The organism is Prevotella sp. E9-3 (assembly GCF_022024015.1).
Lineage (GTDB): Bacteria > Bacteroidota > Bacteroidia > Bacteroidales > Bacteroidaceae > Prevotella.
Genome location: NZ_CP091786.1, coordinates 159,854 through 172,776 on the forward strand (window position 1 = coordinate 159,854; position 12,923 = coordinate 172,776).

The 12,923-nt window shown below is 46.6% G+C and carries 12 protein-coding genes; 6 read left to right on the top strand and 6 right to left on the bottom strand.

Features of this window, described 5'->3' with window-relative positions; genetic code table 11:
• Positions 1-286 precede the first annotated feature (286 nt).
• Positions 287-553 carry a hypothetical protein gene (locus tag L6475_RS00590; RefSeq protein ID WP_237821482.1) on the top strand — a complete coding sequence of 89 codons (267 nt, stop codon included), beginning with the start codon at positions 287-289 and terminating at the stop codon, positions 551-553.
• Positions 528-740, top strand: a complete 213-nt coding sequence (locus L6475_RS00595) for an N-acetylmuramoyl-L-alanine amidase (RefSeq protein WP_237821483.1) — start codon at positions 528-530, stop codon at positions 738-740. The genes L6475_RS00590 and L6475_RS00595 overlap by 26 nt, the downstream gene beginning before the upstream one ends.
• A gap of 72 nt (positions 741-812) precedes the next feature.
• Here the strand turns inward: L6475_RS00595 and L6475_RS00600 are convergent, their stop codons facing one another.
• On the bottom strand, positions 813-2,387 hold the full coding sequence (locus L6475_RS00600) for a leucine-rich repeat domain-containing protein (protein ID WP_237821484.1): 1,575 nt from the start codon (positions 2,385-2,387) through the stop codon (positions 813-815).
• A gap of 611 nt (positions 2,388-2,998) precedes the next feature.
• On the bottom strand, positions 2,999-3,547 hold the full coding sequence (locus L6475_RS00605) for a DUF3332 domain-containing protein (RefSeq protein ID WP_237821486.1): 549 nt from the start codon (positions 3,545-3,547) through the stop codon (positions 2,999-3,001).
• 264 nt (positions 3,548-3,811) lie between these two features.
• On the opposite strand from L6475_RS00605, the gene L6475_RS00610 reads away from it, so the two are divergent.
• On the top strand, positions 3,812-4,690 hold the full coding sequence (locus L6475_RS00610; protein WP_237821488.1) for an Rpn family recombination-promoting nuclease/putative transposase: 879 nt from the start codon (positions 3,812-3,814) through the stop codon (positions 4,688-4,690).
• Between the two features lie 476 nt (positions 4,691-5,166).
• Positions 5,167-5,415: a hypothetical protein gene (locus tag L6475_RS00615; RefSeq protein ID WP_237821490.1), complete on the top strand. Its 249-nt coding sequence runs from the start codon at positions 5,167-5,169 to the stop codon at positions 5,413-5,415.
• Between the two features lie 272 nt (positions 5,416-5,687).
• On the opposite strand, the gene L6475_RS00620 is transcribed toward L6475_RS00615, so the two are convergent.
• Genes L6475_RS00620 through dapB form a run of 4 tightly spaced genes read right to left on the bottom strand, consistent with a single transcriptional unit; the run spans position 5,688 to position 9,244 of the window.
• A complete protein-coding gene (locus L6475_RS00620) occupies positions 5,688-6,329 on the bottom strand; it encodes a WbqC family protein (RefSeq protein ID WP_237821492.1) in 642 nt (213 codons plus the stop codon).
• Between the two features lie 36 nt (positions 6,330-6,365).
• Positions 6,366-6,908 carry a signal peptidase I gene (gene lepB, locus L6475_RS00625; protein WP_237821494.1) on the bottom strand — a complete coding sequence of 181 codons (543 nt, stop codon included), beginning with the start codon at positions 6,906-6,908 and terminating at the stop codon, positions 6,366-6,368.
• Positions 6,909-6,949: 41 nt separating this feature from the next.
• A complete protein-coding gene (lepB, locus tag L6475_RS00630; RefSeq protein ID WP_237821497.1) occupies positions 6,950-8,524 on the bottom strand; it encodes a signal peptidase I in 1,575 nt (524 codons plus the stop codon).
• Between the two features lie 6 nt (positions 8,525-8,530).
• Complete coding sequence (gene dapB, locus L6475_RS00635) at positions 8,531-9,244, bottom strand: 4-hydroxy-tetrahydrodipicolinate reductase (RefSeq protein WP_237821499.1); 714 nt, start codon at positions 9,242-9,244, stop codon at positions 8,531-8,533.
• Positions 9,245-9,438: 194 nt separating this feature from the next.
• Between dapB and L6475_RS00640 the strand changes: the two genes are divergently transcribed.
• Both L6475_RS00640 and L6475_RS00645 read left to right on the top strand, forming a co-directional pair.
• Positions 9,439-12,000 carry a glycoside hydrolase family 2 TIM barrel-domain containing protein gene (locus tag L6475_RS00640; protein WP_237821501.1) on the top strand — a complete coding sequence of 854 codons (2,562 nt, stop codon included), beginning with the start codon at positions 9,439-9,441 and terminating at the stop codon, positions 11,998-12,000.
• Positions 12,001-12,241: 241 nt separating this feature from the next.
• Positions 12,242-12,922 carry a hypothetical protein gene (locus tag L6475_RS00645; protein WP_237821503.1) on the top strand — a complete coding sequence of 227 codons (681 nt, stop codon included), beginning with the start codon at positions 12,242-12,244 and terminating at the stop codon, positions 12,920-12,922.
• Position 12,923: the final 1 nt, after the last annotated feature.

The window sequence follows — 12,923 nt, forward strand, 5'->3', positions numbered from 1 at the left end:
TACTTATCAAATGGGCAGTAGTGATACGTTTGCACCTTATTCTATGCTGTGACGAAGATACGAATTTAATTTGAAATAACAAAGGAAAAGAGATGAAAAAAATAACGAAACAGCAAAAAAATGGCGAGGTGGATTACGGGGCACTCCGTCCCTTGACATGAATCTTACATAATTAGTAAGCAAGGATGAACTTCGGTCTCGATTCTGAATAAAAGCTATCGCTGCTTTGTCTTTTCCACATCATAAGTAGCAACTTATCTTTGCAGCAACCAACAAAAATTGAATCATGACAACAAACAGTAAAGAATGGATTCAGTACTCAACCGCAGCACTCATGGTGGTGTCTGGGGTTGTACTGTCCTTTATCTCGTTCTTCACCAAGGGCGATGTCACCGACGGTGTGCTCTGGTACATGGCGCATGGCCTGACCTTCGCAGGGGCCGTCTTCGGGGTGAGCGTGTACTTTAAAACGAAACTCGGAGAATCCGAGTATCGTATCAAAGAATTCTTATCCAAACAAATCAGAAATGAAACAGACAATGAGACGCATTGACAGAATTATCGTTCATTGTACGGCCACGCCTGAGGGCAGGCATGTGACCGTCAAAGACGTGGATAGCTGGCACCGTGACAGAGGCTGGGCCAACGGTATCGGCTACCATTATCTGATTTACCTTGACGGCAGCATCTTTTTTTTACGTGTTTATCTGTTGCTTCTTAACAGACAGCAAAGAAGTTAGCAATATTCATTATTTTGGAACGCACCTTTTTGTTTGCTCCGCCCCCGAATCATATATAGTTTTCCTTACTTGCTATCTCAGTAGTACTTTCACGCTTTTCTGGCCAATCTTTACGATGGCGATGGAACCAGACTGAAGAGAGGTGCTAACTGTTGCCTGTCCGTTCTGAACAACGGCAGTACCTACTTGAGTGCCATTAACACTATAGACACTAACTTGCGTGCCATCATCAATACCTTGAACGGTCAACGCTCCACCCTGAGAACTGATTGTAGGTGTCTGGCACTTTGGCTGATCTACAGGAGCGTCAGTACCGTAATCATACTCCTCAATGTGAACAAAGTTACTCCACCATGGAGTATCCTCATAATCAACTTTCTTGCCTATAGGAACATACAACTTTGCATGACTATAAGTATTGTCGGCAAACGTATTCTTAAAAATAGTAAAGACGTCCTCAATCTTGCTATAAACAGATTGAAGGCTAGAGCAGCCATAGAACGCCCCATCTCCAATGCTCGTCACACTATTAGGTATAGTTACGGAGGTAAGGCTGGAGCAGTCATAGAACGCAGCATTTCCAATGCTCGTCACACTATTAGGTATAGTTACGGAGGTAAGGCTGGAGCAACCATAGAACGTATAATCTCCAATGCTCGTCACACTATTAGGTATAGTTACGGAGGTAAGGCGAGAGCACCTATAGAACGCATAAGTTCCAATACTCGTCACACTATTGGGGATAGTGACGGAGCTAAGGTTATTACATTTCTCAAACGCACCACTTCCAATGCTCGTCACACTATTAGGTATAGTGACGGAGGTAAGGCCGGAGCAGCCTAAGAACGCGTTATTTCCAATGCTCGTCACGCTATTACCGATAGTTACGGATTTAAGGATAGAGCAGTCAGAGAACGCCCCATTTCCAATACTCGTCACACTATTACCGATAGTGACGGAGGTAAGGTCTAAGCAGCCAGAAAACGCATATTCTCCAATGCTCGTCACACTATTAGGAATGGTGATGGAGGTAAGGCCGTAACAGCAAGAGAACGCCCCATCTCCAATGCTCGTCACACTATTAGGAATAGTTATGGAGGTAAGACTGGAGCAACTATTGAACGCAGATTCCCCAATACTCGTTACACTATTGGGGATTGTGATGGAGGTAAGGCGATAGCAACCAGAGAACGTGTGATTTCCAATGCTCGTCACGCTATTACCGATAGTGACGGAGGTAAGGCTAGAGCAGCTAGAAAACGCACTGGTTCCAATGCTCGTCACACTATTGGGGATAGTGACGGCGGTAAGGCCAGAGCAGTCACGGAACGCAGAATTTCCAATGCTCGTCACGCTATTAGGAATAGTGACGGCGGTAAGGCCGGAGCAGCCATAGAACGCTTCATTTCCAATACTCGTCACCTTACGTGTTTTGTCCATATAAGTGACTTCTTCTGGGATAACGACATTGCCTTGATATGAAGATGAAGAAGAATAGTTACCCTTGTACGTTACCTCCAACTCTGTACTATTATTGATATAGTTGTAATAAATGGTGACACCATCGGTATTTTTTACTTCGATTTCGTGGGCACTGACTACTAATGGAAGTAGCATCAATGCAAATAAAAGTAATTGTTTCTTCATAAGCTTATAATTGTTTTTGTTATTAATTGAATAGACACAAAAAGAAAACGTGGACAATTTACTTCGTCTACGTATTCTGAGGTATTGGGGAAAACCTATTAGTCTTAAACGAGTAAAAGTCCACGCTACTAAGCGTGAACTCCAACTTTCGTTCTTGATTGTTTCTTCCAATTCCCCAATATTCAGAAAACAAGAATCTAAAAGTGGATATTCATCCTATATGTCCTTTTCTGTAATAATCTTTTCTCAGCCCATAGGCAATATCAGTTTTAAAAGTTAAACATCTAGCGTTTTACTTTTCTGCGGGCAAAGATACAAACTTTTCTGTAACTTCCAAAGAACAAGGTTGCAATTTCTTTAATCTATCATTATTACCAAGGACAAGTGGTAAGAAAGCGGAACCGCGCGATAAGAAAAGTCGAATAATCCTCTTATGAATAAATAATGATTCTCTTAAGAAGAAAAACAATAAGAATTGCATTCTAATTCTTTTCAAGCATAATTCTATTGGTTTTCATGCTCAATAGAATTTTGGCCAAAATTCAAAAAATAATGGCCAGAATTTTAAAAATTTTGGCCATTATTGGTATTAACTATTTATCTGTTGCAACTTAACGGGCTGCGAAGAAGTTGACAGTGCTCATCACTTCGGCACGCACCATGTCAAGTCCTGCCTGGTCGTTAGTAACATTGATCTTCTCACCGTTCTTCATGGTAGCCTGGATGGTTCCATCGGGATTGAAACGGAAAATCTCCTTTACCACACCGTTCTGCTTCATTGACCAAGAGTCGGTAGCCTCGTCGTGCAGGAAATAGGTCACCTCGCCGGTAGGAGCCTTTATCTCATAGCCCTGACGTGAAGTCTTCACTACATAGTAGCGACCGTCCTGACCCATCACGGTCTGGGTGTTGTCGGCCAGAGGATTGTTGCCGCTCCAGAATTCGATGGTGTTCAGCACCAGACTGTCAACAAACAGGCAGATAGGAGCAACGAGCCACTCGATCAGTAAACCAACGATACCGTTCACATACTTGTTGCTGGTCATGTGGGTCTGCCACTTCTCATACTTGTTGAACAGGGCATAAGAACCGATACAAGAACTGTAGATGAATGAAGCTGCGAGCAATACGGCTGCTACACTGAGATTAATTTTTTTCATAAGCTGAAGTTTATTAGGTTGTTTTAATAAATGGTTATTAAATAGAAATTCTGTGGCAAAGATACACACTTTGCCACATATTGCCAACACTTTTCCACAAAAACTTGCTATTTTTTTGTGGTTAACCAGTTCGCAGACTTAACCGCATACTGCTTTAGTCGGACTCACGTTAATATTAACAGATGGGTGGGAATTTCATTCGCATGAACAAAATTCACGGCTATTCGTTTGGTCGTATCGGAAATAAGTACTAATTTTGCAAATATGAGTAAATATGTAAGATTCGACTGGGCCATGAAGCGGCTGCTCCGCAACAAGGCCAACTATGTGGTGCTGGAAGGGCTTATTACCACCCTTCTGGGCCGGTCAATCCATATCAAGAAACTTTTGGAGAGCGAGGGCTACAAGGAGAACGAGGACTCGAAGGCCAACCGTGTAGATTTGCTGGCTGAGGACGACCACGGACATCTCTATCTCATGGAGGTGCAGAACGAGTCAGAGGTGGCCTACTTCCAGCGCATGCTCTTCGGAGCATCCAAGCTGGTGACGGAGTATATCAACAGCGGCGAGGGCTACGAGAATGTTTCTAAGGTTTACAGCATCAATATCGTCTATTTCAACCTGGGTCAGGGCAAGGACATCGTTTACCACGGCAAGACTGAGTTCCGTGGTCTTCACGATGCGGACGATGTGCTGCAGCTTTCGCCTTTCCAGCGCCAGAAGTTCAATGTCGATGCCGTGAGCGACCTCTATCCGGAGTACTATGTTTTGAAGGCCAACGACTTCGACCGCTGGTCGCGCGTGCCCTTGGAACAATGGATTTATTTTCTCTCTACGGGCGACATTCCTGACGATGCTGATGCTCCAGGACTGGCTGAGGCACGCCAGAAGATGCAGATAGCCAGCATGACGCCTGAAGAGCTGACAGCCTACCGCCGTCACTTGGATAATGCCGTCATTCTGCGCGACAATATTGAGACAGCAAAAGGAGAAGGTCGTGCTGAGGGTCGTGCTGAGGGTCGTGCTGAGGGTCGTGCTGAAGAGCGCGTTGTAATGGCTCGTAATATGAAGACTGACAACATGCCGGTGGAGTTGATTGCCAAGTACACTGGACTTACTCATGAGGAAATAGCCTCGCTGTAGCCTTCATCTTAATAGTTATATAGGTGGGAATTTTGCTCGCATGAGCAAAATTCCCACCTTTTCTTTTGGTTGAATCAGAAATAAGTCGTACTTTTGCTGCCGTGTTGATGAAAAAAACTGACAAGAGAGTCGGCGACACATCTTTTTAATTGCTCAATTCCCAGACGAATTGCGACCTCGAAAAGGAAAAATAGAGCATTATATCACCATTTGAGTGTGTGCATTATTGCGCAAACTTCAACGTATGGTGATTTAGGTCGTCGCAAACCTGTCTGGGAATACGGAGAGGTCTGCGCTTTTTTGTGTCCATGCCTTTCTGCTGGTGATACTAATTATTAATCTATTAATAACTTAAACAAAAAGGTATGGAAATGAAAAAAACTACTAATGAAAAGACTACTCGTCGCAGTGGGAGTGCTCATGGGAGTAACAAATGAGAAGTAATAACCCTTGGTGGTGGTGCAGGAGACAGTGACATGACTTTCTACCTGACCTGTGACAATGGTTATGGAAAAATTCACAGTGTGGTAGGTAGTAGTTGTGTTGGAACAACAGAAAACGAAACCGTATGGTGGAACAACCTCTCCGATTATTTCACAGTTGCTGCCAACAAGACACTTACGCTTAATTTCAAGAACTATTCGAGTAAGTCTGATAATTGGAATAACAGAACTGCCCAAAATGATTGCTGCATCGGAATTAATTCGTATGGGCAACGATTATAATGGTTCAACCACGATCGAGTCGCGCAGCAATAGCAATAGTGTCTGGGACGACGAGGAGGAAGATTATTAATCGTCAACGACAAAAAAGGAATATTTCATTTTTTTTTCTTTCCCTTCGGGGAAGATTGTTTAAATTAGTATTAATAAACACGCTCTTCATAAACTGTGAAGTCGTAAGGAGAGCAGAAACTATGGGAGGATGTAGTCCGTGAGGATCGCATCCTTTTTTTTTGATAGAATCATTAATCGTTGGAAAGGAATGAGGATGAACTCTAAAGCAAAAAAACGCTTTCCGGCCCCATATTGCACAGCAAATCGAGGATGCTGAGGTTGGGCAGGAAACCGTGCTTGAGCGCATATACTTGATAATATGTACGCGCGTTGAACTCGCTGTCGGGTCCAGGATGCTTCGGATTAATAGTATCGCGGAAATCAACAATCCCGTCTTGTTCAGACAGTGCCGAGGGTGAAACGTATTCAGATGTTAGGGCCACGTTCGGTTGGATGTCTATCAGTTCGCACATTTTTTGTCGGATGGCCTCGTTGAAATCGTAGAGAAACTCCCATTTCTCCGTGAAGAAGGGGCGCAGGTCGTCCTCATAATACTGAAAGAAGGGTGAGTCGCCATAGGCCGAGGTGATGGCCTGCCAGTGCTGGTGGCGCCAGTTGCCGTGATCGGAAACACGTATTTTGCTCTGGAGGTAATCATACCTCTCAGCTCTCAGTTCTAAGTTCTCAACTGAAACAGGAACGGTAAGCGCCTGCACGCCGTTGGTGGTAGCTATCAGACAACGGTTGCGATAGGTCTGCTTCTGATAGCTGTCGCAATGCTCAATCAGCACTTCGTCGTAGCGGTTCAGCTTCTGATACCACTGTACGGGTCCGAAATATGTAGAGGAAAGGATTGCTTTCATCTTCTTTTTGAAAAGCGTGTTCAAAAGAAAGGAAAATTATTTTAGCAACAGGAAACGGTCGTTGCGGAACCCTCGCAATACTGAACTGTCTGACGGGTGTGAATAGACAATGAGGAAAGCACGTCCTATGATAGACTTTTCACTGATGAATCCAAACAGGCGGGAGTCCATCTGGTTCTCTTCGTTGAGCGACTGAATCCAGTAGTAGTCGGCATCGGCGCAGTTCACCAATCCGGGAACCAGTTCGAGATTGCCCTCATAGCGGACAGTATCGCCCGGTAGGGCGCTCAACCTGCCGAAGAGTACACGCCGGTTCAGACTGTCGGTGGGGTCATCGTAGGCCACGATGTCGCCTCGCTGCATGGGTTGTCGGCACAGGCGACCATAGCTGAACAACCGGTTTCCTCCTGTGCGCAGACCATAGCTCCATCGGTTCACCATCACCCTGTCGCCATTGATAAAATCGGGCTCTAAGCCTTCGCCATCTACAGAATAGATGGTGAAAACCAAGGCTCGGAATGCCAACATCAGTAGGAAGGCAACGGCCAGCGAAAGGATGAATTTTAGTAGACTACGCATAGGTTTTACTGTGAGCTGCGAGTCAGTCGCAGCTCACACCATTATTTGATGTCATCGACAAAACGGAACAGACGGTTCCAGCGCACTCCTCCATTGAATAGCGAACGGTCGGGATCGCTTGACCACCAGATGAAGATAGGTTTGCCCACGATGTGATCCTCGGGCACAAAACCCCAGTAGCGTGAGTCGGCTGAGTTGTGGCGGTTGTCGCCCATCATCCAGTAGTAGTCCAGTTTGAAGGTATAGCTGTTGGCCTCTTCGCCATTAATGAATATCTTGCCGTCGCGCACCTCCAGACTGTTGTGCTCATACACTTTGATGGGGCGTTCGTAAATGGGCAGGTTGTCGAGTGTAAGGTCGATGCTCTCACCCTTGGCAGGAATCCAGATAGGACCGTAGTTGTCGCGTGTCCAGTGCATGTTTCCGTTCTGAGGATAGATGGCACGCTCGGGCTGGAAAGGAGCAAGGTCGGCATCGCTCACAGGCTGAACGGTCTTGGCTATACCGCGGCGCTTCAGTTCGCTGGCTGTATGGTGAGTCATAGGCATCACGCCCATCCGACTGAGCTGAATGACATCCTCTTTCGTGATTTGCAGTTCTTTGCGCAGGGCGTCCATCTGTTCGCCCATCAAGTCATAGACCGAGATGTTGTTCAGTTCTACGAAGTAGGTGTACTGCACGTTGTCGGGCTCTTTGTTGGCCTTGCCGTCGAGATAAACAATCTGGTCGCGAATCTCGAGTGTCTGTCCAGGCAGGCCCACACAACGTTTCACATAGTTTTCACGACGGTCGGTAGGACGGTATTCAACCTCGCCAAACTCGTTTTGATTGTTCTTCAGGAATTCCGATCCCAGACTATAGATAATATCGAAGAACTTGCGGCGCTGTTCGGCAGTCATGGAGTCTGGCTGCATTTGCATGCCGGGATACTGCTCCTCCAACAGACGATAGCCATTGTCGTAGCACAGTTCGTAGTAACGTGTCTTGTTGGTGGGATCGTAGTGGTTCACCAGTACGGAATCGCCGGCAGGGTAGTTGAACACCACGATATCGTTCACTTCCACCTTGCCCAGTCCGCTCACACGGCGGTATTCCCAGTGGGGCCAGCCAATGTACGATTTGATGGATGGACCTACAAAGGGAGGCATCTGCATCTCGTCCTGAGTCAGGGGCATGGTGAGTGGTGTCTCAGGAATACGGGGACCGTAGCTCACTTTCGACACAAAGAGATAGTCGCCCGTGAGCAATGACTTCTCCAGCGAACTGGAGGGAATCACATAGTTCTGGAAGAAGAACAGGTTGATGAAATAAACTGCCACGAGGGCAAACACGATAGCATCAACCCAAGACATGATTGTGCGGGTGACAGGGCTCTCTGACTCGCGCCACCACTGCCATTTTATTTTCTTTGTGATATAGATATCAAAAATGAAAGGAATGACCAGCAGTCCCCACCATGAACCAAGCCAATAGAGGAAGAGAAGGTAGAGAATCAGTACGCTGATAAATTTCAGCCACTGGATTTTCTTGTTTACTGTTTTTTCAGAATCTTTCTTCGGGCGTTCGTAATTGGGACGGCTGCTGAATAGATCCCAGATAGATATTTTTCTTGACATACGATGTTAGAATTTGAACATGTCGCTAATAGTCAGCAGGCCGTTATGCTCCTTTGTGTATTCGGCAGCAAGTACGGCACCAAGGGCGAAGCCACGGCGTGAATGGGCATCGTGAGTGATGGTGATGCAGTCGGCATCGCTGTCATAGCGAATAGTGTGAATACCAGGAACTTCGCCACGACGAATATGGTCTATTCGTAGCAACTTCGGGTCGGTAGTGTCTTCAGCCCAGGCTTCCTTGCGATCGATGGCCTCGACAATCTCTTCGCCCAGTGTAATGGCTGTGCCTGAGGGGTGATCAAGTTTGTGTACGTGGTGTGTTTCCTCCAGTTCTACATCATACTGAGGAAACTGGTTCATAATTTTGGCAAGATAGCGGTTGACAGCCGAGAAAATGGCTACACCGATACTGAAGTTGGAAGCCCAGAAAAGTGTCTTGCCGTTGGCGCAGGCCTCGCGAACATCATCGCCGTGCTCTTTCAGCCATCCTGTAGAACCGGAAACTACCTTCACACCAGCTTTCCAAGCTTTCAGGTAGTTGTCGTAGGCAACAGTAGGATTAGTAAACTCAATGGCTACATCGGCCGATGCAAATGCTTCGCTCTCGAAATCCTGTTGATTGTCGATGTCAATTATACTAACAATCTCATGACCACGGCTAAGGGCTATTTCCTCAATCATCTTGCCCATCTTGCCGTAGCCTATTAAAGCTATTTTCATTTTATTATGAATTATAATTCGTGTGCAAAGATAGTAAAGAGTTGGCAGTTAGGGGTTAGGAGTGGGGAGTTATTTTCTTCTGTTTAACTTTTTTTTGGTAGGTTTTGTATTAATTCCTTCAATAATTGAGCGTTAAAGTATGAAAGTTTTTCGTAACTTTGCCCCAATTATGAACTAATAACTATAAAAACTATATGAAAACGAGTCTTCTTTCGGCAGTACTTTTGTTGGCTGTCAGTTCTCTCTCTGCGCAGAATAGACAGGAAATCACCCTTACAGATAATTGGCAATTCTCTCATGACAGTCAGTCGTGGGAAACGGTTAGCGTGCCTCACGACTGGGCTATCAGCGGACCATTCGACAAGAAGTGGGACCTGCAGGTTGTGGCTATCGAGCAGAATGGTGAAAAAGAAGCTACTGAGAAGAGCGGACGCTCGGGCTCTCTGCCTTGGATAGGCGAGGGGCATTACAAGCGCAGTTTTACGATTCCGGAAGAATTTAAAGGGCATGCCGAACTGGTGTTCGACGGCGCAATGGCAGAGCCAACGGTATTCATCAACGGAAAGAAAGCAGGCTATTGGGCTTATGGATATAATACTTTCAGAGTAGATGTGACTCCTTTTATAAAGACTGGCGAGAATGAACTGACTGTCGATTTGCAGAACTTGGAAGAGAGTTCGCGCTGGTATCCCGGGGCGGGCATCTATCGCCCTGTGAAGCTGGTGCTTACACCTACGCAGGCTCGTATTGACGACTGGGGAATAACCACCTCGACGGAGTTGCACGCTAAGACGACGAAAGACAAGGACATCACCCAGTTTACCATCGAGATACCCATAGCCAATGCCGCGAAAGGCGCCGTGCTGAACCTGGCGCTCATCGACCCCGACGGCAACAACAAGGCCAACTTGTATCCCGCGCCTGTGAAAGACGGTAAGGCCATCGGCAAGTTCTACATACCCAATGCCAAGCTGTGGACCCCCGAGACACCTTATTTATATAAGGTACGGGCCGTGCTCTTCGACGGAAAGAGCTCATCCGACCATAAAGTCTACGACGACTTCGGCACGGCCATCGACGAGAAGATCATCAACGTGGGACTGCGCACCGTCAGCGTCAGCAAGGAAGGAGGCTTCCAGCTGAACGGCGTCACGCGCAAGCTGAAGGGCGTGTGCCTGCACCACGACCTGGGGCCGCTTGGCGCTGCGGTGAACAAAGCTGCTCTTATTCGTCAGATTCAGATTCTGAAGGACATGGGATGCGATGCTATTCGTACCGCCCACAACATGCCTTCGCAGATGCAGATGGATGTGTGCGACTCGCTGGGAATGATGGTGATGGCCGAGAGCTTCGATATGTGGATTTACAAGAAGTGCAAGAACGGCTATGCCCGCTTCTTCAAAGAGTGGGCCGACAGAGATATAGAAAATTTGGTTCGTGCTAACCGCAACCACCCCAGTATTGTGATGTGGAGCATCGGCAACGAGATTCCCGAACAGGGGATGCAGGGCGGTCGTGAGATGGCTATGCACCTGCAAGACCTCTGTCACCAGCTGGACCCCACACGTCCCGTAACGCAGGGAATGGACCGTGCTGAGAGTGCCCTCTCCACCGGTTTTGCACAGGTGATGGATGTACCGGGCTTCAACTATCGTGTACACAAGTATGACAATAACATCAAGCAACTGTGGCAGGGCTTTCTGTTGGGTTCTGAAACAGCATCTACCGTCTCTTCACGCGGGGTGTATAAATTCCCAGTGGTGGTGACCGACAATTCTCAATATTCTTCTTGGGCAAAGAACTACGATCCCGAAGCCATCAAGAAAGCCGACGGACAATGCTCGTCTTATGACGTGGAATACTGCTCGTGGTCGAACTTGCCCGATGACGACTGGGTGTGGCAGGATGATAAAGACTGGGTGATTGGCGAGTTTGTGTGGACGGGCTTCGACTATCTGGGCGAACCGACTCCCTATGATGAGTACTGGCCTTCACGCAGCAGCTATTTTGGCATCTGCGACTTGGCTGGCTTGCCCAAGGACCGCTTCTATCTCTACCGTTCAAAGTGGAATAAGGACGAACATACCATTCACCTGCTTCCACATTGGACTTGGGGCAACGAAAGCGGTGTGACGAAGAATGGCAAGAGTCGTCGCGGCGAAGTAACACCCGTGTACTGCTATACTGACTACAACGAGGCTGAACTCTTTGTCAACGGCAAGAGTCAGGGACGTATCAAGAAAAATCCGAAGGAACGCCTGGATCGCTATCGCCTTCGTTGGAACGAGGTGAAATATGAGCCAGGCGAACTGAAAGTCGTTGTTTACGATGAAAACGGACAGGCTGCAGGCGAGAAGACCCTGAAAACTGCCGGTAAACCCGCTCAACTGCAATGCAGCGTATGGACTCAGCAGTCAAGTCACACTCCTCTTCCATTGGAAGGAACAGACGGAAAGCTCTTTGCCGATGGTACAGATCTGGCTTTCGTCACTGTTTCTTTGGTCGATAAGAAAGGAACCTTAATTCCCGATGCTCAGGATCAGCTATCGTTTGAGGTGTCAGGAGCCGGTTCGTTCCGTGCTGTCTGCAATGGTGATGCTACTTCGCTGGAACCCTTCACCAAACCTACTATGAAACTGTTCAACGGTCAGCTTGTGGTCGTTGTCCAGGCAGCCAAGCATCCAGGCTCTCTCACCCTGAAAGTAACCGATAAAGAGCGCAAACTGAAACAGACAATAACGATACCTGTTCAATAAAAGGAAACAGAATGTATAAATAAAGGAAGTCCGTGCGGCTTCCTTTTTTTGTTGAGTGATGGATATTTTGTTGTTTGATAGGATATTTAGTGTAAAAAATAAAATAATTTGTGCGGAATCGATAAACATAAAGAAAAAACATTATCTTTGCAACCTGAATTAACTACAGAGAACAAAACTGAGGTTGGAGCATTTTTTCTATCAATTAGCATTATTTTCGACAGGCATTATCAATATGGTGATGGCTTGCATACTTTTTATAGGTAGTAAGCATTATAGGCAATATGCTATTTACTACCGCACACGCCTGCTTACCACCTTGTGGATTGCCGCTTTTGGATTGGGCTATATGATTCACGGCGTGTTTATGTGGCGCTACACCTGGCCCACGGCTGCATCGGCACTCACCGTTACCTATTTCCACCTTGGAGCCATCTGTTTCAACTGGGGCTATATTCCATTACTGAATCCAAAGTATCTTACCAAAAGAAAGGTTTGGACTCATGGACTGTTCTATCTCGTCGGACTGGTAAGCTATTGGTCGGTTGCTGCCATCAAGCAACAGGCACCGATGCTTACTTTGCTGTCGTTCCTTTTCTTTTTTGTTTATGCTGCCTGGACTATTTTTAAGTTCTATCGAACCTATAATCAGGTGAGCTTCCGACTGTTGCGACTTTCGTTTGGCAATGTGATGGATTTTGTACGCTGGATGCAAGTGTGCTGCGACCTGATAGTACTCTTTGGTATTAGCAGCGTGGCCATCACCGCCATCTTCCCCAACGAGTTCTGGCCCTACACCCTGTTGCTGTTTGCCGGTGTGCTCATGTTTGCATATATTGCCTATTCGCTGCAAAAATATGGTTCTACCATCGATGTAGCTACAGAGGCAACTAATAATATCGCACCAACAATTTACAAATAGA

Coding starts and splice junctions, on each gene's coding strand:
- L6475_RS00590 (WP_237821482.1), top strand. CDS start 287: ATGACAACAAACAGTAAAGAATGGATTCAGTACTCAACCGCAGCACTC.
- L6475_RS00595 (WP_237821483.1), top strand. CDS start 528: ATGAAACAGACAATGAGACGCATTGACAGAATTATCGTTCATTGTACG.
- L6475_RS00600 (WP_237821484.1), bottom strand. CDS start 2,387: ATGAAGAAACAATTACTTTTATTTGCATTGATGCTACTTCCATTAGTA.
- L6475_RS00605 (WP_237821486.1), bottom strand. CDS start 3,547: ATGAAAAAAATTAATCTCAGTGTAGCAGCCGTATTGCTCGCAGCTTCA.
- L6475_RS00610 (WP_237821488.1), top strand. CDS start 3,812: ATGAGTAAATATGTAAGATTCGACTGGGCCATGAAGCGGCTGCTCCGC.
- L6475_RS00615 (WP_237821490.1), top strand. CDS start 5,167: ATGACTTTCTACCTGACCTGTGACAATGGTTATGGAAAAATTCACAGT.
- L6475_RS00620 (WP_237821492.1), bottom strand. CDS start 6,329: ATGAAAGCAATCCTTTCCTCTACATATTTCGGACCCGTACAGTGGTAT.
- lepB (WP_237821494.1), bottom strand. CDS start 6,908: ATGCGTAGTCTACTAAAATTCATCCTTTCGCTGGCCGTTGCCTTCCTA.
- lepB (WP_237821497.1), bottom strand. CDS start 8,524: ATGTCAAGAAAAATATCTATCTGGGATCTATTCAGCAGCCGTCCCAAT.
- dapB (WP_237821499.1), bottom strand. CDS start 9,244: ATGAAAATAGCTTTAATAGGCTACGGCAAGATGGGCAAGATGATTGAG.
- L6475_RS00640 (WP_237821501.1), top strand. CDS start 9,439: ATGAAAACGAGTCTTCTTTCGGCAGTACTTTTGTTGGCTGTCAGTTCT.
- L6475_RS00645 (WP_237821503.1), top strand. CDS start 12,242: ATGGCTTGCATACTTTTTATAGGTAGTAAGCATTATAGGCAATATGCT.